This window comes from Kitasatospora hibisci, from assembly GCF_043950205.1.
In the GTDB taxonomy this organism is placed as follows: domain Bacteria; phylum Actinomycetota; class Actinomycetes; order Streptomycetales; family Streptomycetaceae; genus Kitasatospora; species Kitasatospora hibisci.
The window spans coordinates 6778275-6805129 of record NZ_CP171642.1 but is presented as its reverse complement, the minus strand read 5'-3'; the positions used below and the strand labels follow the sequence as shown (position 1 = coordinate 6805129).

Below are 26855 nucleotides of genomic sequence, written 5' to 3'. Positions count from 1 at the left end.
GCCGCTTTCCGCTACCCCGGGCCGGGGATTCCCGGGGTGGCTCCGGGAACGCACCCCACGGCGTTCGCGGAATTCCCCGCGGACGCTCCGCCCCCCTCCGGGGCGCCCGCGAAGTCCCCGGAGAACGGCTGTGGCCCGTCCGGGGATCCCCGGACGGGCCACAGTCGTGCACGAAGGCCGGCCGCGGCCGAGCCGGCCGGCGACGGGATCAGCCCTTGGTCAGGTGACGGCCGATCACCAGGCGCTGGATCTGGTTGGTGCCCTCGACGATCTGCAGCACCTTGGCCTCGCGCATGTAGCGCTCGGCCGGGAAGTCCTGGGTGTAGCCGTAGCCGCCGAGGACCTGGACGGCGTCGGTGGTCACCCGCATCACGGTGTCGGTGCAGAACAGCTTGGCCATCGCCGCCTCCTTGGAGAACGGCCGGCCCGCGTCGCGCAGCCGCGCGGCGGACAGGTAGAGCGAGCGGCCGGCCTCGATCTGGGTGGCCATGTCGGCCAGCATGAAGGACAGGCCCTGGAAGTCGGCGATCGGGCGTCCGAACTGGCGGCGGGTGCGCGCGTAGTCGACGGCGAGGTCCAGCGCGGCCTGGGCCACGCCGATCGCGCAGGCGGCGATACCGAGACGGCCCGAGTCCAGTGCGGCGAGCGCGATCTGGAAGCCCTGCCCCTCCGTACCGATCAGCCGCTCGCGGGGCACCCGGGCGCCGTCGAAGTGCAGCTGGGCGGTCGGCGAGGAACGCATGCCCATCTTCTGCTCCGGCGGGGCCGCCGAGAGACCGGCCGCGCCGCCCGGCACCAGCAGGCAGCTGATGCCGCGCGCACCCGGCTCGCCGGTGCGCACCAGCGCGCTGTAGAAGTCGGCCTGCCCGCCGTGGGTGATCCACGCCTTGGTGCCGCTGACGACGTAGTCGTCGCCGTCCAGGTCGGCGCGGGTACGCAGCGCTGCGGCGTCCGAGCCGGACTGCGGCTCGGAGAGGCAGTACGCACCGAGCTGGTCGCCGGAGAGCATGCCCGGGAGCCACTCGGCGCGCTGCTCCTCGGTGCCGAAGGTGGCCAGGGCGTGGCAGGAGAGGGTGTGCACGCTGACGCCGAGGCCGACCGCCAGCCAGCCGGCCGACAGCTCCTCCAGCACCTGCAGGTAGACCTCGTACGGCTGGTCGCCGCCGCCGTACTTCTCGTCGTACGGGAGCGAGAGCAGGCCGGCCGCGCCGAGGGTGCGGAAGACCTCGCGCGGGAAGCGGCCGGTGGCCTCGTCCTCCGCCGCGCGCGGCAGCAGCTCGCGCTGGACCAGCTCCCGGGTCAGACCCAGCAGCTCGCGGGCCTCCTCGCTGGGGAGCTGACGGTCCACGGCTTTCACAGGGGAGGTGGTCATGGCGGCTGGTCGCCTCCTCGTTCGGGCACCGGGCCCCGGAGTGACGGGCCCGACGCGGGTGTGGCTGGTCGGACCGACCGGCACCGGATTGCGGTGAACGGCCGTTCACTAGCGTGGCGATGCGAGTATGCCCGATTCCCGGCACTGCCGTCACGACCTGCAGGGGATCACTGTCCGTATCGGCACGTGGGCGGCCGTAGGGTGGCCGTTGTGGCTGCTTCCCAAACCTTCGAACCCCCGTCCGCGGACCGACCCGGTGTCCGTACCGCCGGGCCGGCTGGCGCTGGTGCCTTCGGCCCCGGCCGGCCGGCAGGGGGCGGCTCCGGGGAGTCCGCCGCGGAGCTGACCGCGCTCGCGGCCGAGCTGCTCGGCCTCGCGCCGTCCTGCGGGCCGGTGCGGCTGGTCGCCGTGGACGGCCACGCCGGGTCCGGCAAGACCACCTTCGCCGGCCGGCTGGCCGCCGTGCTCGGCGGGGCCCCGGTGGTGCACCTGGACGACCTGGCCACCCACGCGGAGCCGTTCGGCTGGACCGGGCGGCTGACGGCGCAGGTGCTGGAGCCGCTGGCGGCCGGCCGGGACGCCGCGTACGAGGTGTACGACTGGACGCTGCGCCGCTTCGCCTCGACGGCGGCGGCGCCGAGCGCACCGGTGGTCCTGGTGGAGGGGGTCGGCGCCGGGCGGCGCGCGGTGCGGCCGTGGCTGGCGCGGGTGGTCTGGATGGAGCTGGCGGCCGAGGACGCCCGGCGGCGCGGCGAGGAGCGGGACGGCCCGGCACTGGCGGAGTTCTGGGAGGGCTGGGCGCGGGCCGAAACGGCGCATTTCGCCGTCGACCCGAGCCGCCCGTACGCCGCGACGCGGGTCGACGGAGTGACCGGGCGGATCATGTCGAGCACCGTCGGTGAACCTTCAACAAGCCCTTGACCTGCGGTATCGTCAGGAATTAGGTTTCCGGTGTCGCCGCGTCCACGGACCGCGCAACACCTCGACTCGGCACCCCCGGCTTGTTCCCCCGTGAGCCGGGGGTGCCGTCCCCCCGCCGGGCGCCCTGTGCGCCGTCCGCGCGCGCCGGTGCGCCCTCCCGGGCCCCCACGGCCCTGGCGGAAGCCCAACACCCGCGCCCTCGATCGTATTTGACCCGGCGCGGCACCCTTCCGGATCAGCCCTGCGCCGGTACGATTTCCGGGAGGCGCATATGCGTCCCGGGGGCGTTCGACCACCGGCCGGCTCCGCGCACGACGACTCCGACGCCGGCCGAGCCCCGAGGCACACCGCGGGGGGCGTGAGTGACGACGGTGGACAGTTCCGACGGCGACAATGCGGGCGGCCCGGCCCCGAACCGGCTCGCCGACCGCGCCTGGCTGCGCGCGATGGACGCCTACACGGCGGGAGCGTACGCCCGCGCGGAGGAGGAGTTCCGGACGGCCGTCCGGTTGGACCCGGGGATGGCCGACGCCTGGCTGGGCCTGCACGCGCTGCGCAGCGACACCTCCGGCGCCCTGCTGGCGATGTACCGGCACCAGAGACGGTTCGGCGAGCAGCGCCGCCGCCACAGCCGGCCGCTCAGCTCCTGGTACTGGCTGGGCTGGTGGGTCCAGCCGGTGCTGGAGGACTCCCGGGACCTCGCCCTGGCCCACGCCTCTCACTGGCTGGACGGCCGCCACCTCTCCGAGCTGGACCAGGCCCTGGAGGAGTGCCCGTCCCCCGTCGATGACCCGTCGGCCCGCTTCCTGCACGCCTGCCGCTCCTACCTGCTGAAGGACTGGGAACAGCTGATCCGCGACACCGACCGGCTGCTGGACGACCCGCTGCTCGGCATCGAGGCCGGGCTGTTCGCCGGCATGGCCAGGGTCCGGCTGGACATGTGCGCGCAGGCGCAGGCTCCGCTGGCGGCCTCGCTCGCCCGCTGCCGCTCCGAGCAGCCGCAGCGCAAGGAGCTGCGGTACTGGCTGGCGCGGTCGTACGAGGGGGCCGGGCGCAGCGCCGCCGCGTTACCGCTCTACCGGGCGGTGCACCGGGCCGACCCGGCGTTCATGGACACCGCGGCCCGGCTCGCGGCGATCGCGGCCGAGGACGGTCTGGGGGACGCGCTGCTGGACGCCGTGGGCGCGGCCGGTCGCGAGGCGGGTACGGCGGCCGGCGACATCGGGTTCGACACCGACGGACCGGGCTCCGTGGCCGACCTGGACGCGGTGGGGGCCGGGAGCCAGGACGCCGCCGGGTTCGAGCCCGGAGCCTTCGTCGGCGGGGCCGGACCGGCCGAGACCCCCTCCGCCGAGGCCTCCTCCGCCGACTCCTACCCTGCCGAGGCCTACTCCGGCGGGCCGCCGTCCGGGCCGCTCCCGGCCGAACAGGACGCCGTCGGCACCGATCCGGCGCCCAGACCCGCCACCCCCGGGGCGGCCGGCACCCCGCTGCCGCCGGGCCAGACCGCGCCTGCCGGTGAGCGCCCGGGCCCGGCCGTCCCGCCGCTCGCCCCGGTCACAGCGGGCGGCACCGGTCCGGCCCACGGCGGGGCACTCCCCCGGCCGGCAGCGAACAGGAGCTGGACGCCGCCCTGGCTGAGCTCTCCCGGATGGTCGGCCTGGAGCCGGTCAAGCGGCAGGTCCGGGCGCTCTCCGCCCAGCTGCGGATGTCCCGGCTGCGGGCCGCGCAGGGCCTGCCGGTCCAGCCCCCCAAGCGGCACTTCGTCTTCTCCGGCCCCTCCGGCACCGGCAAGACCACCGTCGCACGCATCCTCGGCCGGGTCTTCCACGCCCTCGGCCTGCTCTCCGGCGACCATCTGGTCGAGGCCCAACGAGCCGACCTGGTAGGCGAGTTCCTCGGCCAGACGGCGGTCAAGGCGAACGAGCTGATCGACTCCGCGCTGGACGGCGTGCTCTTCATCGACGAGGCCTACAGCCTCTCCAACTCCGGCTACAGCAAGGGAGACGCGTACGGCGACGAGGCGCTGCAGGTCCTGCTGAAGCGGGCCGAGGACAACCGTGACCGGCTGGTGGTGATCCTGGCCGGCTACCCGGAGGGGATGAACCGGCTGCTCGCCACCAACCCCGGCCTCAACTCCCGCTTCACCACCCGGGTGGACTTCCCCAGCTACCGCCCCGGCGAGCTGACCGCGATAGGTGCGGCACTCGCCGACCGGGACGGCGACGGCTGGGACGAGGACGCCGCCGAGGAGCTGGCCAGCATCTGCACCCACGTGGTCCGCGAGGGCTGGATCGACGAGCTCGGCAACGGCCGGTTCGTCCGCACCCTGTACGAGAAGTCCTGCGCCTACCGGGACCTGCGGCTCACCCTGCTGCGCGAACCGCCCGGCCGCGAGGACCTGGCCACCCTGCGGCTGCCGGACCTCGTCCAGGCCTACGGCGAGCTGATCGACGGCCGGGGCTGATCCGCCGCGCCCCGGCCGCCGTCGGACGCGCCCGGCGGCCGGGGTTCCGGCGGATCAGCGCCGCCGGGCACCGCGCTCAGAGCAGCTTCGCCTCGCGCTCCGGGTCCAGGCCGACCGCGGGCCGGTCCGGGCGCTGCGGCGCCGTGCCCCCGATCGCCTGCAGCCAGGCCCAGGTGTCGGCGACCGTCTCCGCGACCGGGCGGCAGCGCAGCCCCGCCGCCAGCGCCCGGCTGACGTCGGCGCCGTACATGGCGTCGTTGAGCTCGCCCGGCGGGAGCCAGAACGGCAGCTCCCACCAGGGCTCGACACCCGCCGCGAGCACGGCCTCCGGGTCCTTCCAGCGGAGCTCGGCGTCGGCACCGGTGACCCGGACGCACTCCTCCAGCAACTCGGCCATGGTGGCGTGCCCGGGCGGGCTCACCAGGTCGTAGGGCCCGGACCGGCCCGCTTCGAGCGCGTCCAGGGTCCAGGACGCGAGGTCGCGGACGTCGACGAACTGCAGCGCGAGGTCGCGCGGCCCCGGGGCGAGCACCGGGCCCCCGCGGGCGATCCGGTTGAGCCACCAGGGCAGTCGGCCGATGTTCTCGTACGGGCCGATGATCAGGCCTGCCCGCACCAGCAGCGCGCGCTCCCCGAACGCGTCCAGCACCGCCAGCTCCCCACCGCGCTTGGACTCCGCGTACGGGACCTCGCCGTCGTCGGGCGAGCCGTCCACCAACGGGGCGTCCTCGGCCTCGGCGGCCCCCGTCGGCACCGGGAAGGCGTAGACCGACCGGCTGGACACGTACACGTGGCGGCCGACCCGGTCGGCCAGCAGCCCGGCGCTGTCGCGCACCACCGACGGCGCGCCCGCCCAGGTGTCCACCACGGCGTCCCACTCCCCCTCGGCCAGCGCGGCCAGGCCGCCCTCGGCCGTGCGGTCCCCGTGCAGGGCGCGCACGCCGTCCGCCGGCGCGTGCGTCCCCCGGTGGAAGACCGTCACCTCCCATCCCCGTGCCAGTGCGTCCTCGGTGAGGGCGCGCCCGACGAACTCCGTTCCACCCAACAGCAGAAGCCTCATGCCGACCACCCTGCACCAGGGTGGTCGGCATGGGAACGCCTGCATGCTCAGGGCAGAATCGCCCGGAGCGAAAGGCGGCGGGCGGCCCCGCCGGGAACGGACCGCCGGGGGCGCTCCCCTGCGTCCGCCCCGCGGCGGAACGCCGGTCAGGCCACCGTGCGGTGGTCCGGGTCGTGCATCTCGCCGACCAGCTCCTCCAACACGTCCTCCAGCATCGCCACGCCGAGGGTCCGCCCGTCCTGGTCGAGCACCGCCGCCAGGTGACAGGTGGCCCGGCGCATCGCGCCGAGCGCGTCGTCCAGCGGGAGCGAGCCGCGCAGCACGGTGATCGGCCGCCAGAGGCGGGCCGGGACCGGCGCCGACCGGTCGTCGACGTCCAGGACGTCCTTGAGGTGCACGTACCCCAGGTAGCCGTGGCCGGCCGGGTCGCCGTCGGTGACCGGGAAGCGCGAGAAGCCGGTGCGCAACGCCAGCTCCTCCACCTGCGCCGCGGTGACCTTGGTGTCCACCGTGACCAGTTGCTCCGGCTTGAGCAGCACGTCGGTGACCGGGCGGCGGCCCAGCTCCAGGGCGTCCTCCAGACGCTCCTGGCGGTCCTCGTCGAGCAGTCCGGCGTCCCGGGAGTCGGCCAGCAGGTACATCAGCTGCTCGGTGGTGAACACCGACTCGACCTCGTCCTTGCCGTCGACCCGGAACAGCCCGAGCACGCCGTTGGCGAAGGCGTTCAGGGCGCGGATGACCGGCGCGAGCCAGCGGGCGAGCCGGTCCAGCGGCGGGCCGAGCCAGAGCGCAGCCTTCTCCGGTCCGGCCATCGCCATGTTCTTCGGCACCATCTCGCCCATCACCATGTGCAGGAAGACCACCACCGCCAGCGAGATGCCGTAGGAGAGCGGGTGCATCAGGCCGGACGGGACGCCGATCGCGTGGAACGGCCCCTCCAGCAGGTGGGCGATGGTCGGCTCGGCGAGGGCACCGAGGCCCAGCGAGCAGACGGTGATGCCGAGCTGGGCGGCGGCGAGCATCGCGGAGACGTTGGAGAGCGCGTGCAGCACGGTGCGGGCACGCCGGTTGCCGGCCTCGGCCAGCGGTTCGATCTGGCTGCGGCGGACCGAGACGACGGCGAACTCGGCGCCGACGAAGAAGGCGTTGCCGAGCAGCAGCAGGATGGCGACGGCCAGTTGGAGCGCGGTCATCGGATGCCGTCCTCGTCCTCGCCGGTGCGGTTCGGTTCGCCGGTGCGTTCGACCCGGACCCGGCTGGTGCGGTGGCGGTCCACCGCCTCCACGGTGAAGCGCCAACCGGGCAGTTCGGCGCACTCGCCGGGGGCGGGCAGCTTGCCGAGCAGGTCGGCGACCAGGCCGGCCAGCGTCTCGTACGGCCCGTCGGGGGCGTGCAGGCCGATGCCCTCCAGCTGGTCGATCCGGGCCCGGCCGTCGGCCGCCCAGACGGGCCGCCCGTCGACGGGCGGCAGCGGGACCAGGTCCGGGGTGTCGGCGGGGTCGTGCTCGTCCTGCACCGCGCCGACGATCTCCTCGACGATGTCCTCGACGGTGACGACGCCGGCGGTGCCGCCGTACTCGTCGACCACGATGGCCATCGGCTGGAGCCGGCGCAGCTGGTCGAGCAGCCGCTCGGCCGGGAGCGTCTCGGGCACCAGCAGCGGTGGCACGGCGAGGTCGGCGACCCGCACGGAGGCGCGGTCGGCGGGCGGCACGGCGAGGGCGTCCTTGAGCGTGACGGTCCCCGTGACCTCGTCCAGGCTGTCGGCGTAGACCGGGAAGCGGGAGAGGCCGGTGGCCCGGGTCAGGTTGACCACGTCGGCGGCGCTGGCGTCGCGCTGGAGGGCGGCGACGTCGACCCGCGGGGTCATCACGGACTCCGCGGTGAGCTCGCCGAGGCCGAGGGTCCGCACGAACAGCGTGGCCGACTCCTCGTCTATCGCGCCGGCCCTGGCCGAGTGCCGGGCCAGCGAGACCAGCTCGGCGGGCGTGCGGGCGTGGCCCAGCTCCTCCTGCGGCTCGATGCCGAAGGCGCGCACGGTGCGGTCGGCCGAGCCGTTCAGGAAGCTGATCAGCGGGCGGCAGACGTAGGAGAAGGCCATGTGCGGGGCGGCCACCGAGCGGGCCACCTGGAGCGGCCGGGAGATCGCCCAGTTCTTCGGGACCAGCTCGCCGATCACCATCTGCACGACGGTGGCCAGCACCATACCGACGATCACCGCGGCACCGCGGGCGGCGCCCTCGGAGAGGCCGATCCCGGTGAAGACCGGGCTCAGGATGACGGAGAGCGCCGGCTCGGCGAGCATGCCGACCACCAGCGAGGTGACGGTGATGCCCAGCTGGGCGCCGGAGAGCTCGAAGGAGAGGTGCCGCAGGGCCCTGGAGACCCGGGCGGACTTGGCGTCACCGGCCGCGGCGGCACGCTCGACGGCCCCGCGCTCGACGGTCACGAAGGCGAACTCGGCGGCCACGAAGAGGCCGTTGACGAGGATCAGCAGGAAGGCCGCCGACAACAGCAGCCAGGCGGTGATCATAGTGCCGCCTGCCTTCCGGTGGCCGGAAGTGGGGCGGCGTAGGTACTACCGGACGGATCGTCCATGGACGGGGGAAGTCACTCCTCAGGTCGTTCTCGGGCAGGGCTCAGCGCGGTCGGGCGTCTTTGCCCTGCTTTTACCAGCGTAGACGATACCCGTACGGCCGTCGGCCCGGTGTTCGGACCCACAGCGCGGGCCACCGGCAGGGGTCCACCGGCAGGGGTCCGGCGGCAGGGGTCCGGCGGCTCGGCCGCTCGGCGACGGGGACCCGGCGGCTCGGCCGCTCAGCGGCCGCGGCCCTCGACCAGGTCGCGCAGCGCCCGGGCGTCCGCGATCGCCTGGGCCTTGCCGACTCCGGACTGGATGCCCACGGCCGCGAGCGAGGTGCCGTCGGCGAGGTCGAGGGTCGCCCACGGGTCGCCCTGGCGGAAGTTGACCCGGACGATCTCGGCCCAGTCCAGCCGGCGGCTGCGGACGAAGTTCACCACGGTGACGCCCTCGGCGTCGGCGCTCACCCGCGGGCGGGCCAGCATGACGCCGGCGGCCGCGAACAGCAGCCCGCTGAGCACCATCATGATCCGGTCGTTGAGCTGCCAGTTCGCCGGGAGCGCCACGGCGATCACCGCGAACATCACCACCAGCAGGCCGCAGACCGGCAGCAGCACGGCACGGGTGCGGCGCGGGGCCCAGGTGACGGGGAGCTCGGCGGGGGTGGTCACGTGGTTCTCCGGGGGTCGTTCAGAGGATGGGGCGGGCCGCCGGAGTCGGCGGCCCGCCCCATTGAACCGGTGCTTACCTCCCGGCCTGCGCCCGCCCCTCCGGGATCGGCGGGCGGCCCCGGCGGGACGGCGGACGCGGCCCGAGGGCCGGTGGTGGACGGGATGATTCAGAGGCGGCAGGCGTGGATGTTGGTGACCAGGATGGCCCGGGCGCCGATGCCCCACAGGTCGTCCATGATCCGCTGGGCCTCCTTGCGGAGCACCATCGAGCGGACCGCCACCCAGCCCTCGGTGTGCAGCGGCGAGACGGTCGGCGACTCCAGGCCGGGGGTCAGCGCGACGGCGGCGCTGACGTTCTCGGCCCGGATGTCGTAGTCCATCAGCACGTAGCGGCGGGCCACCAGCACGCCCTGCAGGCGGCGCAGGAACTGGTCGACGGCCGGATCCTCGCCCGCGCCCTTGGGCCGGATCACCACGGCGTCGGAGACCAGGATCGGCTCGCCGAAGACCTCCAGGCCGGCGTTGCGCAGGCTGGTGCCGGTCTCCACCACGTCGGCGATCACGTCGGCGACGCCGAGCTGCACCGCGGTCTCCACCGCGCCGTCCAGCTTGGTGACGGTGGCCTTCACCCCGTGGTCGGCGAGGTGCTGCTCGACCAGACCGGTGTAGGAGGTGGCGATCCGCAGCCCCTCCAGGCCCTGCACGTCCTTGACGTCCACGCCCTCCGGGCGGGCGAACCGGAAGGTGGAGCCGCCGAAGCCGAGGGCCAGCACCTCCTCGGCGTTGGAGTGCGAGTCCAGCAGCAGGTCACGGCCGGTGATGCCGATGTCCAGCCGGCCGGAGCCGACGTAGACCGCGATGTCCCGCGGGCGCAGGAAGAAGAACTCGACCTGGTTGTCCGGGTCGACGAGGACGAGCTCCTTGGGGTCCTTGCGCTGGCGGTAGCCGGCCTCATGGAGCATCTCCGCCGCAGGACCCGAGAGCGAACCCTTGTTGGGAACGGCGATGCGCAGCATGGAGGTCAGTTCCTTACCTGGTTGGGGGGTGGTGTGCACGTGCCCTGGACGTGGTGCAGGGGGCCGGTGCTAGAGGTACTTGTAGACGTCGTCGAGCGTCAGCCCGCGGGCGACCATCATCACCTGAAGGTGGTAGAGGAGCTGGGAGATCTCCTCGGCGGTCTGCTCGTCCGACTGGAACTCGGCGGCCATCCAGACCTCGGCGGCCTCCTCGACGACCTTCTTGCCGATCGCATGGACGCCCTGCTGGACGAGCTGCGCGGTGCGGGAGGACGAGGGGTCGCCGGTGGCGGCCTTCTGCTGGAGCTCGGTGAAGAGCTCCTCGAATGTCTTCGAAGCCATGATGGACTCACCTTACGGCGTGCGGGCTGACAGGCGGTAAACGATTCCGGACCGTGGACAGTCCGGTGGACGTCCACGGTCCGGGGGTGTTCCGGGCCCGTGCGGGGCGGGTCGGTCAGAGCGTGCGGAGCACGGCGGCGGTGGCGACGGCCGCCGTCACCGCCTCGTGGCCCTTGTCCTCGGCGGAACCCGGCAGGCCCGCACGGTCCAGCGCCTGCTGCTCGTCGTCGCAGGTCAGGACACCGAAGCCGACCGGGACGCCGGTGTCGACGCTGACCTGGGTGAGGCCGGCCGTGGCGGCCTGGCAGACGTAGTCGAAGTGCGGGGTGCCGCCGCGGACGACCACGCCGAGGGCGATCACCGCGTCGTAGCCGCGCTCGGCGAGGCGCTTGGCGGCGACCGGCAGCTCGAAGGTGCCGGGCACCCGCAGCACGGTCGGCTCGGCGATGCCGAGCTCCTTGAGCGCGCGGTGGGCACCGTCCAGCAGGCCGTTCATCACCTGCTCGTGCCACTGCGCGGCGATCACGGCGACCTTGAGGTCGGCGGCGTTCTCGATGGTCAGCTCGGGGGCTCCGTGGCCGCTCATCTGCTGTTCCCTTTCGGTGCTGCGGTACGTGGAATCGTGCGTGGAGGGGAGGGCTCCGCCGGGCGGGCGGGGCCGGGGGTCAGGGCTCGGGCCTCAGGAGTCGAGGCCGGGCAGGTCGTGCCCCATCCGGTCGCGCTTGGTGCGCAGGTAGCGCAGGTTGTGCTCGCCGGCCGGGGTCTGGACCGCCTCGCGGCCCTTGACCTTCAGGCCGTGCTCGGTGAGCGCGGCGAGCTTCTCCGGGTTGTTGGTGAGGAGGGTCAGCGAGCGCACGCCGAGGTCGCCGAGCATCTGCGCGCCGATGCTGTAGTCGCGGGCGTCGGCGGGCAGCCCGAGGTCCAGGTTGGCGTCGACGGTGTCGCGCCCCTGCTCCTGCAGCTCGTAGGCGCGCAGCTTGTGGGCCAGGCCGATGCCCCGGCCCTCGTGCCCGCGCAAGTAGAGGACGACGCCGCGGCCGGCCTCGGCGACCCGGCGCAGCGAGGCCTCCAGCTGCGGGCCGCAGTCGCAGCGCAGCGAGCCGAACACGTCGCCGGTGAGGCACTCGGAGTGGACCCGGACCAGCACGTCCTCGCCGTCCGGCAGCCTGCCGTCGGCGTCCAGCCCGCCGGCGACCAGGGCGAGGTGCTCGACCCCGTCGATGCTGCCCCGGTAGCCGACCGCGGTGAACTCCCCGTACGCGGTGGGCAGCGCGGTGATCGCGGCCCGGTCCACGTGGAGCTCGGTACGGCGGCGGTAGGCGATGAGGTCCTCGATCGAGATGATCGCCAGGCCGTGCTCGCGGGCGAAGGCGACCAGCTCGGGCAGCCGGGCCATGGTGCCGTCGTCGTTGACCACCTCGGCGATGGCGCCGGCCGGGGGCAGCCCGGCCAGCCGGGCCAGGTCGACGGCGGCCTCGGTGTGGCCGGGGCGGACCAGCACGCCGCCCTCGACGGAGCGCAGCGGGAAGACGTGGCCGGGACGGGTGAGGTCGCCCGGCTCGGTGCCGGGCGAGGAGAGCAGCCGGACCGTGCGGGCGCGGTCGGCGGCCGAGATGCCGGTGTCGACGCCCTCACGGGCGTCCACCGAGACGGTGTAGGCGGTGCCCTTGCGGTCCTCGTTGACCTGGGTCATCGGGGGCAGCTTGAGCCGGTCCAGCTCCTCGCCGGTCATCGGGGCGCAGATCACGCCGGAGCTGTAGCGGATGGTGAAGGCCATCAGCTCGGGGGTGGCCGCGGAGGCGGCGAAGACGATGTCGCCCTCGTTCTCGCGGTCCTCGTCGTCGACGACGATCACGGCCCGGCCGAGCGCGATGTCGGCGACGGCCCGCTCGACCGGGTCGAGCACGAGGTCTTCTTCGGTGACGCGGTCGGTGCTCATGCGGAGGCTCCCTGGAGGACGGTGTCCTTCGCCGGGCGGACCGTGCGGCCGCGCTGCCACCAGGCGCGCAGGCCGAGGAGCACCAGGACGAAGTAGATGCTGTAGGTGAGGCCGGAGAAGACCAGGCCGTTGTTGAAGGCGAGCGGGACGCCGACCAGGTCGACCGCGACCCAGGCGAACCAGAACTCCACCCAGCCGCGCGCCTGGGCCACCATCGCGGCCAGCGTGCCGACGAAGATGTAGGCGTCCGGCCAGGCGTCCCAGGACAGCGGGTAGACGGTGAACAGGGTGCCGACCGCGAGGGTGCCCAGCGCGGTGCCGCCGATCAGCGCGGCGCGCTCACGGCCGGTCGCGAACCGCACCTGGACGTCCCCGTCGGTTGCTCGCCCGCCCGCCTCCGGGCCCTCTCGGCCCGGTGCCCCGGCCCGGGCCGGAGTGGCTCGCCGGCTCTCCTGCTTGCCGCGCTGCCACTGGGTCCAGCCCCAGACGGCGGCGAGGATGACGACGACCTGCTTGCCGACGCCGCCGCTCAGGTGGGCGCTCCAGTAGGCACCCACCAGGACGACGCCGGAGAGGAGCTGGACCGGCCAGGTGAGCCGGGAACGGCGCCAGCCGAAGGCCAGCGCGGTCAGGCCGAGCAGGTTGCCGATGATGTCGGACCGGTAGACGTCCTGGCCGACCAGGTGGACGGTGCCGTTGAGCCAGTTCACGAGGCGTCCTCGGCGGTCTCGGCGGGGGCGAGCCCGGCGGGCAGGGTACGCGACTCCAGCAGGCGCTCCACGTACTTGGCGAGGACGTCGACCTCCAGGTTGACGCTCTCGCCGACGGTCCTGGCGCCCAGCGTGGTCAGCGCCAGGGTCGCGGGGATGAGGCTGACGGTGAAGCTGTCCCGGGCGGCCTCGACCACGGTGAGGCTGACGCCGTCCACGGTGATCGAGCCCTTCTCCACCAGGTAGCGGGAGATGCTCGCCGGCAGCGAGAAGCGCAGCACCTCCCAACGGAGGTTCCCGTCGGCGTCGCGCTCGCCCGGCTCACGGCTCAACAGCGATCCGGTGGCGTCGACATGACCCTGCACCAGGTGGCCGCCGAGCCGGGCACCGAGCGCCATCGCCCGCTCCAGGTTGACCCGGGAGCCCGGCTTCAACTCGCCGAGGCTTGAGCGGTGCAGCGTCTCGGCCATCACGTCGGCGCTGAACTCACCGGTGCCGGCGGCCAGTTGCTCAGGGGTGTCGACGACGGTCAGGCAGACGCCGTTGACCGCGATGGAGTCGCCGTGGTGCGCGCCCTGACAGACCACCGGGCCGCGCAGGCGGATCCGCGAGGAGTCGCCGATCTCCTCGATCGACACGACCTCGCCGAGCTCTTCGATGATGCCGGTGAACACCCGGGTTCTCCTCGCGCTTGGGGCGCGGACTCCGGGGCGGCACGGGAGAGGATGCGGACGGGCGCAGCCGTACGGTGCGCGGCACGGCCGACGGCAGGACCCGTCGCCGGGCTGCCGGAACCGAGGGGAGAGGGCTCTCCCGTCGCACACCTCCCCGAGCCCCGTCAGGGGTGCCTCGGGTACTGCTCTTCGTCCGCCGCGCACGCCTCCCATCCGGACTTTAACCGTCGGTCCAGGAATTTCACCTGGTCAACCGGCCGCTGGCTGCGGACGGGTCGCGGACTGTAACCGCCGGTTCGGATTTTCACCGACCCCGGAGTGCGCTGAACGTCACTGCTACTGCTGACGTCATTGTGCCATGGCCCGCAGGGGCCGAGGGAGAGGCTTCCGCTGTGGCCTGTTTCACGCGCGGGCCGGGAATGGGCGCGGGTGTCCCGGGCGACCGGGGCCGGCGCGCGGGCGGGCCCGCCCCCGGTGGCGGGCCGAGGTGCGGCGGGCGCAGGCTGGTGGTAGCCGGTCGGCGACCGCCGGCCCGGACCCAGGAGGTGCGAGGGCGATGGCGAAGTTCATGGACGTCCACCACGGCATGACCGGGATCACCGAGGAGCAGCTGCGGATGGCCCACCAGGCCGATCTCGCCATCGAGGGCGACGAGGGCGTGCACTTCGAGCAGGCCTGGGCCGACCCGGCCTCGGGCACCGTCTACTGTCTCTCCGAGGCGCCGTCCAAGGAGGCCGTGCAGCGCATCCACGAGCGCACCGGCCACCCCGCGGACGAGATCCACCCGGTGCCGCTGATCGTCTGACGGCTGCCGGTCCGAGACGCCGGCCAGAACAGGAACCCCGTCCGGCCTGAGGCGCGTGCCGGCTCAGGCCGGACGGGCGGCCGCCACCGGCGTGAAGTGGGTGACCTCGGGCGGGTGCACGAGGTAGCGCAGCTCGCCCTCCGACCAGACCGGCCGGATCCGCCACATCGGCCCGGCGTACCCGCGTAGGGCCTCCTCGTCGCGCCACCGGCTCACCACGAGCACCCGGTGGCCGTCCTCGGAGACCGAGCGCAGCAGCTCACCGCCCAGGCAGCCGTCCGTCTCCCCGAGCTGCGGGATGACCTGCGAGAGCAGCACGCTGCAGAATTCCTCGATGTGCCCGGCAACGACCTGGCCGGCCCAGATCCTGACGATCACGGCTACCACCTCCCACGGGAGCCCTTGGCCCCATTATCGGCGCAAAGCCGCTGGTGGACAGGGGCATCCGGGGCATTCGTGAGCGGCGGTCGAAGCCGCCGGGCGGAGCTCCGCTAAATTCCCCGGCATGACCACAACACCGGGGACCGTCACACCGTCAACCACCGGGCCCGCGACGCCCGGCGGCACGCCGGCGAGCCTGTTCGAGTCGCTCCGCGCGGACGCCGTCCGCGAGGCCGCGCAGCTGCGCGAGATCTACGAGCAGCCGAGCGACCTCGCCCGCCGCAAGCAGGTGGACCGCGTCCACGACGTGGCCCGGCGGCTGATCGCCTGCTCCTCGCTGGTCTTCGTGGCGAGCGCCGACGCGGCCGGACGGTGCGACGTCTCGCCGCGCGGCGGGCCGGCCGGGCTGGTTTCGGTGCTGGACGAGCACACCCTGGCGATACCGGACGCCACCGGCAACAAGCGGCTCGACACCCTGCACAACGTCGTCGAGACCGGCCGGGTCGGCCTGATCTTCGTGGTACCGGGCCGGGAGACCACGCTCCGGGTGAACGGCCGCGCCTGCGTCTCCACCGACCCGCGCCTGCTGGAGCACCTGACGGCGGTCGGCAAGCCGCCGCGCAGCGCGATCGTGGTGGCGGTCGAGGAGGTCTACGCACACTGCCCGAAGGCGTTCCTGCGCAGTTCGGCGTGGAAACCGGAGGGCTGGCTCGCCGAGGACGAGCAGCCGCGCTCGGCCGAGGTCACCCTCTCCCACCTGCGGGACCCCTCGTTGACCGTCGAGGCGATCGAGCAGGCCGAGCGCGAGTCCCTGCTGTACCGCTACGAGTAGCCGCACGCGCCCACGGCCCGGCGGCCGGGCGGCGGCCGGGCGGGTGAATCCGCACGGGCCGGGGTTCGCGGACGCGCCGGGCGGGCGGGCGCTCGGTTGAATGGGCGGATGGACTGCGTCTTCTGCGCGGTGGTCGCGGGCACCGAGGCCGCCCACCGGGTGCTCGACGAGGAGGCGGCGGTGGCCTTCCTGGACCGGCGGCCGCTCTTCCCCGGCCACGTCCTGGTGGTGCCGCGCGCCCACCACCGGACCCTGACGGACCTGCCGGTGGCGCAGGTGGGCCCGTTCTTCCTCCAGGTCCAGCGGGTCGCGGCGGCCGTGGAGCACGGGCTCGGTGCGGCGGGCAGCTTCGTCGCGGCCAACAACCGGATCAGCCAGTCGGTGCCGCACCTCCACGTGCATGTGGTGCCGCGCAACCCGGAGGACGGGCTGCGCGGCTTCTTCTGGCCGCGTGCGAGGTACCCGGACGAGTCGGGTGCGGCGGAGGTCGCCGAGCGGCTGCGGGCCGCGCTGGCCGCCACCGGGTGAGCCCCCGGATCCCCCCGGGGCGCGGCCGCCCGTCGTCCGGGCCCCGCCCCGGGGCTGCCGGGCCCGGTCAGCCGACCCGGACGTTGTCCAGGACCCAGTACCAGTTGTTGCTGCCGGTGTACCGGAACCGCAGCCGAAGCCTTCTCGCGCTCGACGGAACGGTCAGCACCAGGCTCTGCCGGCCGTTGGTCTCGACGGTGTGGCTCTTGACCGGCACCGGCGTGCCGCCGTCCCAGACCGCCAGCACCTGCGCGGTCTGGGCGCCCTCCTGCTGGTAGTAGGCGGTGTAGGAGACCGGGACCTTGCTCAGCCCGGCCACCGGGTACTCCGGGCTGACCAGGGTGGTGTCGTAGTTGCCCTTGAACGCCTTGTCGGCCCACTCGTCCGAGTCGGCGACCGCGAAGACGTTGCGGGAGCGGACGTTCAGCTCGCGGTACTGGTCGCGCTGGGTCTTGGTCCAGAACTCGTCGGTCGTGAAGGACCAGCCTCGCCACTCGGTGACACCGCCGGTGCCCATCGCCGAGTTGTCGACCGACCAGCCGCTCGGCGGGGTGTGGGTGAAGCCGATCGTGCCGGCGGCGATGCCGGTCTCGTCCACCGGCCCGGTGAGCTGCGGGCGCAGCGAGTCGAAGGCGTCCGGCACGAGGGTCGGGATCGGGCTGCCGTCGAGCTGCCAGGCCGGGTCGATCGCCAGGCCGAGGTGGGCGATGGCGGTGGGCGCGATGTCGACGATACGCACGTCGTGGCGGACCGAACCGGCCGGGAAGGCGGAACCGTTGGCGATCACGAAGGTCTGCCGCTCGCTCCAGGCGGACCCGCCGTGACCGCCCGCGTCGGTGTGGCCGTGGTCGGCGGTGACCATGATCAGCCAGTCCTCCTGCCCGTACGTGGCACGGCCCCGGACGGCGGCGACGATCAGGCCGACCTGGGCGTCCACGCCGTGGATCGCGTCCAGGTAGGCCTGGCTCGCGGCGCCGCTGGAGTGGCCCGCGTGGTCGACGTTGTCCAGCTGGACGAAGACGGCGTCCGGATCGCCGTCGCGGAGCCTGGCCACGGCGCGGGCGGTGGTGCCGGTGTCGTACTCGGCGGACGGGGTGGCGACGCGGGTGTCGACCTTGCCGGAGTAGATGGTGTCGGCGATCGGCGCCCAGGAGGCGACGGCGTAGGTGGACAGCGCGGGGACGGCGTTCTCGATCCGGGTCAGGAAGTCCGGGTAGGCCGCGAAGGCGGGCGCGGTGAAGTTGTTGTCCTTGACCTTGTGCTTGTCCGGCCAGACACCGGTGGCGATGGTGGACCAGCCGGGGCCGGAGGCGGTGGCGGCCATCGGGTTGGCGTAGAGGCTGCTGGCGGCGGTGAGGCCGCCGGCCATCAGCGCGTCCAGGTTGGGCGCGTCGGCGTCCTTGATGCGGTCGAGCATCGTGCCGTCCAGGCCGATGACCAGGACCTTCGGGGTGCGGGCCGTGGCGGTCGCCGCCACGGCGGTACGGGCCAGCGGGCCGGCCGCGAGCACGGCGGCGGCGCCGAGGAGCAGGCTGCGGCGGGGGAATCCGGCGGTCACGTTCGTCTCCTGATGCTTCGTCACGGCGGGGAAGGGGGCGGAGGAGGAGCGGTGACAACGGTCGGAGCGGCGGATGGACGGCGGTCGCCGCGGTTTCGTCCCGGGCGTGAACAGTGCTCGAATTCGGTCCAGACCCGTTATCATTCGGTGATCGAAGAGGTGCCCCGCGCGACGGCCGAGATGGCCGGTGCGGCGACCCCGGCGGCGACGCCGCGCGAGGCGCTTCACGCGCGGGCCCGGCGGCGCCGGTCGGGCCCGCGCCGACGCGTCAGTCGACTTCGAGGCGGGTGGTGAAGCTGAACCGGTCGCCGCGGTAGAGCGAGCGCACCCGTTCCAGCGGGACGCCGGCGTCGTCCCGGGTGAGCCGGTGCAGCAGCAGCATCGGCAGCGCGGGCGGCGTCCCGATCAGCAGGGCCTCCCGAGGGGAGGCCAGCACCGTCTCGATCCGCTCGTCGGCGGCGCCGAACTCGACCCCGGCCTTCTCCCGCAGGAAGGCGTAGAACGACGAGCCCGGGTCGAACTCCCGGTCCAGCGCCGGGACCCGGGCCACCGCCAGGCAGGTGCTCTCCAGGCCGACCCGCTCGCCGTCGGCGAGCAGCACCCGCTCCAGGTGCCAGACCTCCTCCCCCGCTGCGAGGCCCAACTGCCCGGCGAGCACCGGGTCGGCGGCGAACCGCTCCAGGCCGATCAGGGTGCGGCCCGGGATCCGCCCCTGCCGCCGGACGCCCTCGGTGTAGCTGGCCAGCGAGAGCGGCTGCTCCAGCTTGGGCCCTGCCACCACCGTGCTGCGGCCGCGCCGGCGGATCCGGCCCTGGATCAGCAGGTCCCGCAGGGCCTGGCGGAGCGTCTCGCGGGCCACCTCGAAACGGGCGGCGAGGTCGCGCTCGGTGGGCAGCACGCCGCCCTCGCCCAGCTCGTCGAGGAGCCCCTCCAGCCGGCCCTTGACGGCGTAGTACTTGGGCACCCGGCCGTGCTCGGGGATGCCGGCCCGGATCGGCGCGCCGAGGCCGCCGGGCGGCGGGGCGGCGGGGCCGGGGGTCTGGTCCATCCGGACATCCTCCCAGACCCGCCCCGGCGCCCGGAGCCGGCGGGCCGCGACGACCCGCCAGGCGCCGCCGGCCACCTGCGCGCCCGGCCGCCCCCTCGATCCGGTCCGGTCCGCGCACCCCACCGCCCGATTCAGGCCGAATCCGCGGATGCGCCGGGCCAACCCCTTGACAGGTATAGACCATTCCGCTTGAGTCTCGGTCAGCCCCGCACCCGGCCCGCACCCCGGTCGGCCCGTCCCCCACGACGAGCCCTCACACCGCGGGGCCGCCCCGCCCCGACGCCCGTCCCTACCCCGCCCGGCACCACCACGTGCCTCGGCACCACTCCCTGCGCCGAACCTTCCCGCCTCCACGACCGTGCGGCCCCCACCGCACAAGGGGTGATCAAGTGTCCGTGAAACGCCTGCTCGCACTGCTCTCCGCCGTCATCACGGCGCTCGCGCTCGCACTGCTGCTGCCCACCGCCCCGGCCGGCGCCGCCACCTGCGCCGCGTCCTGGAACGCCGCCACCGCCTACACCGGCGGAGCCACCGTCTCCTACGGCGGCCACAACTGGTACGCCAAGTGGTGGACCCAGAACGAGGCCCCCAGCACCGCCGGCTCCGGCGTCTGGTCCGACCAGGGCGCCTGCGGCGGCAGCGGCCCCACGCCCACGCCCACCCCGGGCAGCTGCGACCACCCGGCCTGGGTGGCCGGCCGCACCTACACCACCGGGAGCATCGTCCGCTACACCAACGGCGGGCTCTACCGGGCCACCCACGACAACCCCGGCTACGACCCGGTGATCAGCACCTGGTACTGGGAGCCGTACTCCTGCGGCCCGACGCCCACCGGCACGCCGACCACGACCCCGAACCCCGGCGGATTCCCGGTCAGCCAGACGCAGTTCAACCAGATGTTCCCGAACCGGAACGCCTTCTACACCTACCAGGGCCTGCTCGACGCGCTCGGCGCCTACCCCGGTTTCGCCGCCACCGGCAGCGACACCGTCCGCCGCCAGGAGGCCGCCGCCTTCCTCGCCAACGTCAACCACGAGACCGGCGGCCTGGTGTACGTGGTCGAGCAGAACACCGCCAACTACCCGCACTACTGCGACACCTCGCAGCCGTACGGGTGCCCGGCCGGGCAGGCCGCGTACTACGGGCGCGGCCCGATCCAGCTGAGCTGGAACTTCAACTACAAGGCGGCCGGGGACGCCCTCGGCATCGACCTGCTGCACAACCCCAACCTGGTGCAGACCGATCCGGCCGTGGCCTGGAAGACCGCGCTCTGGTACTGGAACACCCAGACCGGGCCGGGCACCATGACCCCGCACAACGCCATGGTCAACGGCTACGGCTTCGGTGAGACGATCCGCAGCATCAACGGCAGCCTGGAGTGCAACGGCGGCAACCCGGCGCAGGTACAGAGCCGGATCGACGCGTACCAGAACTTCACCCGGATGCTCGGCACCGTCCCGGGCTCGAACCTGGGCTGCTGACGGCCCGACGGCTCCACGGCGGGGCACGCGGCACTGCCGCGCGCACCCGGAGACCGGGCTGCCCCCTGCTGGGGCGGGTCCGGGCAGTTCGCGCCGCAGCCCGGCGGGAACTGCCCGGACCCGCCCGGACCGCGGGGAGCGGCCCGGGCGGCAGACCGGCGGGGTGGGGAATCGTCGCCACGGCGGACGACGGCGCGAGCGGCGGCCCCTAGGCTCGCCGCCATGAACGACCTCGGCAGCCTCGTCCAGCAGACCGCCGACCGGCTCGCCGGCCAACACGTCGGCGCGGTGGTCGCCGGACTGGCCGGCGGCGCGGTGGAGATCCGCGGCGCCGGGCGCGCCGGAACCACCGGCGCCGATCCCGCCGGCGACGTGCCCGGCCCGCACACGCTGTTCGAGATCGGCTCGGTGACCAAGGTGTTCACCTCGCTCGTGCTGGCGCGACTGGTGCTCGCCGGCTCGACCGCACTCGACGAGCCGCTCGCCTCGGTGCTCGCGGACGCACGGCCGGACGGCGCCGCCGTACCCGCCAAGGGCGGCACCCCGATCACCCTCCGGCACCTCGCCACCCACACCTCCGGACTGCCCCGGCTGCCCGCCGGGATGCTGCTGCCCGCACTGCTCCGCCCGAACAAGCCCGACCCGTACCGCCACTGCACCCGTGACGTGCTGCTGGCCGGGCTCGCCCGGACCCGGCTCCGCACGACGCCCGGGCGCGGGTTCCGCTACTCCAATCTCGGGGCGGGGCTGCTCGGCCTGGCCCTCGCGCACCGGTCCGGCCTCGGGTACGAGGAGCTGATCGCGCGCGAGGTCTGCGCCCCCCTCGGCCTGACCGACACGGTCGTGGCGGTCGACGGCGAGCGGTCCGCCCGGCTCGCCCGGGGCCACACGCCCGGCGGCCGGCCGGTGCCCGCCTGGTACCTGGCGGACCTGGTCGGCGCGGGCGGCCTGCACTCGACCGTGAGCGACCTCGCGGTCCTCATCCGGGCCCAGCTGGCGTCCGGCCCGGACGACGACTCGCCCCTGGCGCCCGCGATCGCTCTCACCCGGGAGGTCCGCCACCGGGTCAACCCCTTCGCCTGGGCGCACCTCGGCTGGCTAGGCCACCGCCTGCACCAGCGCCAGGGCGGACACCTGCAGATCTGGCACAACGGCGGGACCGGCGGCTTCCGTTCGTTCGTCGCCTTCGACCCCGTGAAGCAGGTGGGGGTCGTCGCCCTGACGAACAGCCGGCGCTCGGTCGATCCGGCCGGCGTGGCCCTGCTCCGCTCGCTGCAGAACGGCCAGGACGGGGCCGGGCCGGCGGGCGGCACGCGGGCGGTCCGCCCTCCCGCAACTCCATAGCGTTGGATTCCCAAACTCACTACTCTCTAGTAAGTTTGGAAATCCAACCAGCCTCACAGGAAGGCGGTCGCCATGCGTGACGCCGTGATCGTCGAAGCCGTCCGCACCCCCATCGGCAAGGGCAAGCCGGGGGGCGCCCTCTCCGGCCTGCACCCGGTGGAGCTGCTGGCGCACACCCTCGGAACCCTGATCACCCGCAGCGGCGTCGACCCGGCGCTCGTCGACGACGTCATCGGCGGCTGCGTCGACCAGGTCGGCGAGCAGGCCATGAACACCACCCGGTACGCCTGGCTGGCCGCCGGACTCCCCGAGTCGGTGCCGGCCACCACGGTCGACCGGCAGTGCGGCTCCTCCCAGCAGGCCGTCCACTTCGCCGCCCAGGGGGTGATCGCCGGGGCGTACGACCTGGTGGTGGCCTGCGGGATCGAGTCGATGAGCAGGGTGCCGATGTGGTCCAACGTGCCGCCCGGTGCGGACCCGTTCAGCACGGCGGTCGCCGCCCGCTACCCCGGCGGGCTGGTGCCCCAGGGCGTGAGCGCGGAGCTGATCGCCGCCAAGTGGTCGATCACCCGCGAGGCGATGGACGAGTTCGCCACCGCGTCGCACGCCAAGGCCGCCCGGGCCCACGCTGCCGGGAGCTTCGCCGCGGAACTGGCCCCGGTGACCGTGCCGGACGGCACCGCGGTCACGACGGACGAATCGGTGCGGCCGAGCACCACGCCCGAGGTGCTGGCCGGCCTCCGACCGTCCTTCGCCGACCCGTCCTTCGCCGAGCGGTTCCCGCAGATCGACTGGTCGGTGACGGCGGGCAACAGCAGCCCGGTCAACGACGGCGCCTCGGCCGTCCTGATCACCAGCAGCGAGACGGCCGCCCGGCTCGGCCTGCGCCCGCTGGCCCGGCTGCACTCCTTCGCGGTGACCGGCTCGGACCCGCTGCTGATGCTCACCGGCGTCCTGCCCGCCACCGAGAAGGTGCTGCAGCGCGCCGGGCTCTCGCTCGCGGACATCGACCTGTTCGAGGTGAACGAGGCCTTCGCCAGCGTCGTGCTGGCCTGGCTGCAGGAGACCGGGGCCGACCCGGCGAAGGTGAACGTCAACGGCGGAGCGATCGCCCTCGGTCACCCCCTCGGCGCGAGCGGCACCCGGCTGATGACCACCCTGGTGCACGCGATGCGCGAGCGCGGCGCCCGCTACGCGTTGCAGACCATGTGCGAGGCGGGCGGCCTGGCCAACGCCGTCGTTCTGGAGGCGCTGGACTAGGCCGTCCCTTCCGGAGCCCGCCGGGCCGCCGACCGGGCCGCCGACCGGGCCGCCGACCGGGCCGCCGCCGGAACGAGCGGGCGGCCGGGCCTGCGTGGGAAGATGGCAGGGCTGGTGGAAACGATCTCCGGGCGGTTCTCTGGCCATGGTGAACGAGCAGCGGGATGCCGACGGGCCCGGCCGGTCGCGCCGGGGCGAGCCGGGCGGGGGGCCACGCCCGGACGCCCTGCTGATGGTGCCGATCGCGACCGCCCTGATCGAGGCCGACGGCCGGATCCTGCACTGGAGCGACGACGCCGAGGCGCTGCTCGGCTACACCGCCGACGAGGCGATCGGCGCCAAGGCCGCCCAGCTGCTGGTCTCCGACGACGAGCGGCCCGACGTGCTGGAGCTGTTCCAGGAGATCCTGGACGGCCGCGGCTGGTCGGGCGTGTTCCCGGTCCGGCACCGGGACGGCCACCACGTCAACCTGGAGTTCCGCACCCACCCGATCGCCGGGCCCGGCGGCAGCCCGCTGGTGCTCGCCGTGGCCTCCGACGTCACCACGCTTCGCCGGATCCAGGCAGACCTCGCCATTCTCGACGGATTCTTCACGCAGTCCCCCGTCGGCATGGCCGTGTACGACACCCGGCTCGCCTTCGTCCGGCTGAACGACGCACTCGCCCGGGTGAACGGCCTCTCCGTCGAGCAGCACCTCGGGCACCGGCTCACCGAGCTGCTTCCCGGGCTCAACGGCGCCGAGAGCGAGGCGGTGATGCGGCAGGTGCTGGAGAGCGGCGAGCCGGTCATGGACGCCCGCTCGCACGGCCGCACCCCCGGCGACCCGGCGCACGACCACGCCTGGTCGGCCTCGTACTTCCGGCTGGAGGACCAGGCCGGCGAGGTGCTCGGGGTCAGCTCGACCGTCGTCGACATCACCGAGCGGTTCCGCGCGGACGCCCGGGCCGCGCGGGCCCAGGAGCGCCTGGCCCTGCTCGTCGACGCCACCGCGTCCATCGGCACCACGCTCGACCTGCGGCAGACCGCCCGCGAGCTGGCCGACGCGATGGTCCCGCGGGTCGCCGACATCAGCGGTGTCTTCGCCCTGGAGGCACTGGTGGCGGGCCGCAACGTCGAGCCGCTCGACCCGGCCTCCCCGCACCTGGTGCGCAGGCTCGCCCTCGCCACCGCCGACCCCCTCTACCCGGCCGAGGCCCTGCCGGTGGACACCGTCTACGAGCTGGCGCCCGACTCGCCGTACTCGCGGGCGATGACGACCGGACGGACGGTGGTGGTGCCCTCCTGGGAGCTGCCGCTGCTGAGCGAGGGGATCGCCGAGAGCCGCCGCCAGGCCTACCTCGGCGACCGGCCGCGCTCGGTGCGGATCACCCCGCTGGTCGCGCGCGGCACCACGCTCGGCATGGTGGTGTACTCGCGGCGCGGCGAGCGGGAGTCCTTCGCCGAGGCGGACATCACCCTCGGCGACGAGCTGTCCTCACGGGCGGCCGTGGCCATCGACAACGCCCGGCTCTACCTGCGCCAGCACCAGACCGTGCTGGCCCGCCAGCAGGCGCTGCGCGAGGCGAAGGCCGCCCAGGAGCGGCTGGCGCTGGTCAACGCCGCCTCCGCCCGGATCGGCACCACGCTCGATCTCGTCCAGACCGCCCGGGAGTTGGCCGAGGTCGCGACGCCCCGGCTGGCCGACACCGTGGTGGTCGAGGTGCTGGACGACCTGGTCCGCGGCGAGCGCGAGGCCCGCACCATGCCGGACGGCTCGGCCGTGCTGCGCCGGATGGCGTTCCACTCGGTGCACGGCTCCACCCTGGAGCCGATCGACCGGACCGGCGGGATACACCGGTTCCGGCCCGGCTCGCCGTACGCGTGGAGCCTGCGGCACCGCAAACCGGTGCTGGTGCCGCGGATGGACGAGGCCGGCATGGCCTGGTTCGCCGACGACCCGGTGCGGACGGCGGCCGTGCGCGAGCAGAACGTCCTCTCCTTCATGGTGGTGCCGCTGATCGCGCGCGGCGCACCGGTCGGCGTCGCCGGCTTCTACCGGACCGTGGTGGAGCGCCCGTACGAGGACGACGACCTGGCGCTGGCCGGGGAGTTGGCGGTGCGGGCCGCGGTGTCGATCGACAACGCCCTGCTGTTCACCCGGGAGCGCGACGCCGCCGCCGCGCGCCAGCGCGCCCTGGACGAGGCCTGGGCGGCCCAGCAGCGCCTGTCACTGCTCAACGAGGCCAGCACCCGCATCGGCACCACGCTCGATCTGCACCGCACCGCCGAGGAGCTGGTGCAGGTGGTGATCCCGCGCTTCGCCGACTTCGTCACCGTCGACCTGCGCGACACGGTGCTCAGCGGCGACGAGCCGGGGCCCGTCCCGAACGACGGCTCGGTGCTGATGCGGGCGGTAGCGGTCGGCGAGGCGAGCGCCGACGGGACGCTGTCCGCGGCCGCCGACCAGGTCGGCGAGACCTCGCAGTCGGCGAAGGTCTACGCCGAGAGCCTGCGCACCGGGCGCTCGATCCTCGTCTCGGAGGTCGACGAGGAGGCACTGCGCCGGATCGTCGCCTCGCCCGACCGCGTCGAGCCCGGCGTGAACGCCGGGGTGCACTCCTATCTCATGGTGCCGCTGCTGGCACGCGGAATCGTGCTCGGCGGCGCGGAGTTCATCCGGATCCGCAATCCCGTCCCGTTCGGCCAGGCCGACCGGGCGCTGGCCGAGGAACTGGCCGCGCGCACCGCGCTCGCGATGGACAACGCCCGGCTCTACCGGCGCGAGCGGGACACCGCGCTGACCCTGCAGCGCAGCCTGCTGCCGCAGGAGATCCACCGCACCCTCGGGCTGGAGATCGCCTACCGCTACCTGCCCAGCAGCGTGGTCAGCGAGGTCGGCGGCGACTGGTTCGACGTCGTGCCGCTCTCCTCCGGCCGGGTCGCCCTGGTGGTCGGCGACGTCATGGGCCACGGCATCCGCGCCGCCGCCACCATGGGCCAACTCCGCACGGTGGCGAGGACGTTGATCACCCTTGAACTGGACCCGGCGCGGGTGCTGCACCGCCTGGACGAGGCCACCACGGCGCTCGGCGAAGGCCAGTTCGCCACCTGCGTCTGCGCCGTGTACGACCCGGTGGAGCGGCACTGCACCGCCGCCTGCGCCGGCCACCTGCCCCCGGTGATCGCCGAGGCCGACGGCCGGGCCCGGCTGCTGGAGCTGCCGGCCGGCGCCCCGCTCGGCGTCGGCGGAGTCCCTTTCGAGAGCGTCGAGTTCACCCTCCCGGAGGACGGCATCCTGGGCCTCTACACCGACGGGCTGGTCGAGCGGCGCGGTCGCGACCTCGACGAGGGCCTCGACCTGCTCTGCCGCACCGTCGCCGACCGGCGCCGCTCGCTCGAGCAGACCTGCGACGCCGTGCTGGCCGAGCTCACCGGCCGCACCAGTGAGGACGACATCGCGATCATCCTGGCCCAGGTCCGGCCGGCCGGCTCGGACCGGATCGCCACCCTGCCGCTCAGCGACGACCACGCGATGGTCGCGCACTCCCGCCGGTTCACCCGGGACACGCTCACCGAGTGGGGCCTCGGCCCGCTCGCCGACTGGGCCGAGCTGCTCACCAGCGAGCTGATCACCAACGCCCTGGTGCACGCCGGCTCCCCGGTCCAACTGCGCCTCTTCTACAACCGGGTGCTCACCGTGGAGGTCGCCGACCGGGACGCCGGCTCACCCCGGATGCGGCGTGCCCGGGAGGAGGACGAAGGCGGGCGCGGCATGCACCTGGTCAACGAGTTGGCGCACCGCTGGGGCAGCCGGCGCACCCGGGACGGCAAGGTGGTCTGGTTCGAGCTGGAGCTGCCGCCGGGGGCGTCGGGCCGGTAGGGCCGG

General features: G+C 74.0%; 22 protein-coding genes, 1 pseudogene and 1 riboswitch. Of the genes and pseudogenes, 9 read left to right on the top strand and 14 right to left on the bottom strand.

Annotated elements, in window-relative coordinates; all coding sequences use genetic code 11:
- Positions 1-208: 208 nt before the first annotated feature.
- Positions 209-1372, bottom strand: a complete 1164-nt coding sequence (locus ACF9IK_RS29680; RefSeq protein ID WP_395297141.1) for an acyl-CoA dehydrogenase family protein — start codon at positions 1370-1372, stop codon at positions 209-211.
- Between the two features lie 342 nt (positions 1373-1714).
- Here ACF9IK_RS29680 and ACF9IK_RS29675 point away from each other — a divergent pair, with 342 nt between their 5' ends.
- Together ACF9IK_RS29675 and ACF9IK_RS29670 are read left to right on the top strand one after the other, a co-directional pair.
- Positions 1715-2293 (top strand): uridine kinase family protein, encoded by a 579-nt coding sequence (locus ACF9IK_RS29675; RefSeq protein ID WP_395298719.1) that lies wholly within the window; start codon positions 1715-1717, stop codon positions 2291-2293.
- Positions 2294-2739: 446 nt separating this feature from the next.
- A pseudogene (locus ACF9IK_RS29670) lies at positions 2740-4760 on the top strand (AAA family ATPase).
- 76 nt (positions 4761-4836) lie between these two features.
- Here the strand turns inward: ACF9IK_RS29670 and ACF9IK_RS29665 are convergent.
- From ACF9IK_RS29665 to ACF9IK_RS29620, 10 genes are all read right to left on the bottom strand, one after another.
- Positions 4837-5820, bottom strand: coding sequence for an NAD-dependent epimerase/dehydratase family protein (locus tag ACF9IK_RS29665; RefSeq protein WP_395297140.1), 984 nt, complete (start codon positions 5818-5820; stop codon positions 4837-4839).
- Positions 5821-5966: 146 nt separating this feature from the next.
- Complete coding sequence (locus tag ACF9IK_RS29660; protein WP_395297139.1) at positions 5967-7013, bottom strand: hemolysin family protein; 1047 nt, start codon at positions 7011-7013, stop codon at positions 5967-5969.
- Positions 7010-8353: a hemolysin family protein gene (locus ACF9IK_RS29655; RefSeq protein WP_395297138.1), complete on the bottom strand. Its 1344-nt coding sequence runs from the start codon at positions 8351-8353 to the stop codon at positions 7010-7012. Before ACF9IK_RS29655 ends, ACF9IK_RS29660 begins: the two co-directional genes overlap by 4 nt.
- 284 nt (positions 8354-8637) lie before the next feature.
- On the bottom strand, positions 8638-9072 hold the full coding sequence (locus ACF9IK_RS29650) for a PH domain-containing protein (RefSeq protein ID WP_395297137.1): 435 nt from the start codon (positions 9070-9072) through the stop codon (positions 8638-8640).
- A gap of 167 nt (positions 9073-9239) precedes the next feature.
- Entirely contained in the window at positions 9240-10088 is an 849-nt protein-coding gene (gene hisG / locus ACF9IK_RS29645) for an ATP phosphoribosyltransferase (RefSeq protein ID WP_238861818.1), read from the bottom strand.
- Positions 10089-10157: 69 nt separating this feature from the next.
- Positions 10158-10430 (bottom strand): phosphoribosyl-ATP diphosphatase, encoded by a 273-nt coding sequence (locus ACF9IK_RS29640; protein ID WP_030306151.1) that lies wholly within the window; start codon positions 10428-10430, stop codon positions 10158-10160.
- A 115-nt stretch (positions 10431-10545) separates the two neighbouring features.
- Positions 10546-11016, bottom strand: a complete 471-nt coding sequence (gene ribH, locus ACF9IK_RS29635; RefSeq protein WP_395297136.1) for a 6,7-dimethyl-8-ribityllumazine synthase — start codon at positions 11014-11016, stop codon at positions 10546-10548.
- A 93-nt stretch (positions 11017-11109) separates the two neighbouring features.
- A complete protein-coding gene (locus ACF9IK_RS29630) occupies positions 11110-12369 on the bottom strand; it encodes a bifunctional 3,4-dihydroxy-2-butanone-4-phosphate synthase/GTP cyclohydrolase II (RefSeq protein WP_395297135.1) in 1260 nt (419 codons plus the stop codon).
- Positions 12366-13079: a nicotinamide mononucleotide transporter family protein gene (locus tag ACF9IK_RS29625; protein WP_395297134.1), complete on the bottom strand. Its 714-nt coding sequence runs from the start codon at positions 13077-13079 to the stop codon at positions 12366-12368. Before ACF9IK_RS29625 ends, ACF9IK_RS29630 begins: the two co-directional genes overlap by 4 nt.
- Positions 13076-13753, bottom strand: a complete 678-nt coding sequence (locus ACF9IK_RS29620; protein WP_395297133.1) for a riboflavin synthase — start codon at positions 13751-13753, stop codon at positions 13076-13078. The genes ACF9IK_RS29625 and ACF9IK_RS29620 overlap by 4 nt, the downstream gene beginning before the upstream one ends.
- Positions 13754-13950: 197 nt before the next feature.
- A riboswitch (FMN riboswitch) is annotated at positions 13951-14078 on the bottom strand.
- 231 nt (positions 14079-14309) lie between these two features.
- Between ACF9IK_RS29620 and ACF9IK_RS29615 the strand changes: the two genes are divergently transcribed.
- Positions 14310-14558, top strand: a complete 249-nt coding sequence (locus tag ACF9IK_RS29615; RefSeq protein ID WP_395297132.1) for an SCO4226 family nickel-binding protein — start codon at positions 14310-14312, stop codon at positions 14556-14558.
- Between the two features lie 63 nt (positions 14559-14621).
- Here the strand turns inward: ACF9IK_RS29615 and ACF9IK_RS29610 are convergent, their stop codons facing one another.
- Positions 14622-14936 (bottom strand): antibiotic biosynthesis monooxygenase family protein, encoded by a 315-nt coding sequence (locus ACF9IK_RS29610; protein WP_395297131.1) that lies wholly within the window; start codon positions 14934-14936, stop codon positions 14622-14624.
- A gap of 127 nt (positions 14937-15063) precedes the next feature.
- On the opposite strand from ACF9IK_RS29610, the gene ACF9IK_RS29605 reads away from it, so the two are divergent.
- Positions 15064-15771, top strand: a complete 708-nt coding sequence (locus tag ACF9IK_RS29605) for an MSMEG_1061 family FMN-dependent PPOX-type flavoprotein (protein ID WP_395297130.1) — start codon at positions 15064-15066, stop codon at positions 15769-15771.
- A 108-nt stretch (positions 15772-15879) separates the two neighbouring features.
- Positions 15880-16299 carry an HIT family protein gene (locus ACF9IK_RS29600; RefSeq protein ID WP_395297129.1) on the top strand — a complete coding sequence of 140 codons (420 nt, stop codon included), beginning with the start codon at positions 15880-15882 and terminating at the stop codon, positions 16297-16299.
- Between the two features lie 67 nt (positions 16300-16366).
- On the opposite strand, the gene ACF9IK_RS29595 is transcribed toward ACF9IK_RS29600, so the two are convergent.
- Together ACF9IK_RS29595 and ACF9IK_RS29590 are read right to left on the bottom strand one after the other, a co-directional pair.
- A complete protein-coding gene (locus tag ACF9IK_RS29595) occupies positions 16367-17857 on the bottom strand; it encodes an alkaline phosphatase family protein (RefSeq protein ID WP_395297128.1) in 1491 nt (496 codons plus the stop codon).
- A 268-nt stretch (positions 17858-18125) separates the two neighbouring features.
- Positions 18126-18905, bottom strand: a complete 780-nt coding sequence (locus ACF9IK_RS29590) for a GntR family transcriptional regulator (RefSeq protein WP_395297127.1) — start codon at positions 18903-18905, stop codon at positions 18126-18128.
- A gap of 395 nt (positions 18906-19300) precedes the next feature.
- On the opposite strand from ACF9IK_RS29590, the gene ACF9IK_RS29585 reads away from it, so the two are divergent.
- From ACF9IK_RS29585 to ACF9IK_RS29570, 4 genes are all read left to right on the top strand, one after another.
- Positions 19301-20386, top strand: a complete 1086-nt coding sequence (locus ACF9IK_RS29585; protein WP_395298718.1) for a glycoside hydrolase family 19 protein — start codon at positions 19301-19303, stop codon at positions 20384-20386.
- 222 nt (positions 20387-20608) lie between these two features.
- Positions 20609-21730 carry a serine hydrolase domain-containing protein gene (locus ACF9IK_RS29580; protein WP_395297126.1) on the top strand — a complete coding sequence of 374 codons (1122 nt, stop codon included), beginning with the start codon at positions 20609-20611 and terminating at the stop codon, positions 21728-21730.
- A gap of 72 nt (positions 21731-21802) precedes the next feature.
- Positions 21803-22990, top strand: a complete 1188-nt coding sequence (locus tag ACF9IK_RS29575; protein ID WP_395297125.1) for a thiolase family protein — start codon at positions 21803-21805, stop codon at positions 22988-22990.
- A 145-nt stretch (positions 22991-23135) separates the two neighbouring features.
- Entirely contained in the window at positions 23136-26849 is a 3714-nt protein-coding gene (locus tag ACF9IK_RS29570) for a SpoIIE family protein phosphatase (protein ID WP_395297124.1), read from the top strand.
- The last annotated feature ends 6 nt before the right edge of the window (positions 26850-26855 follow it).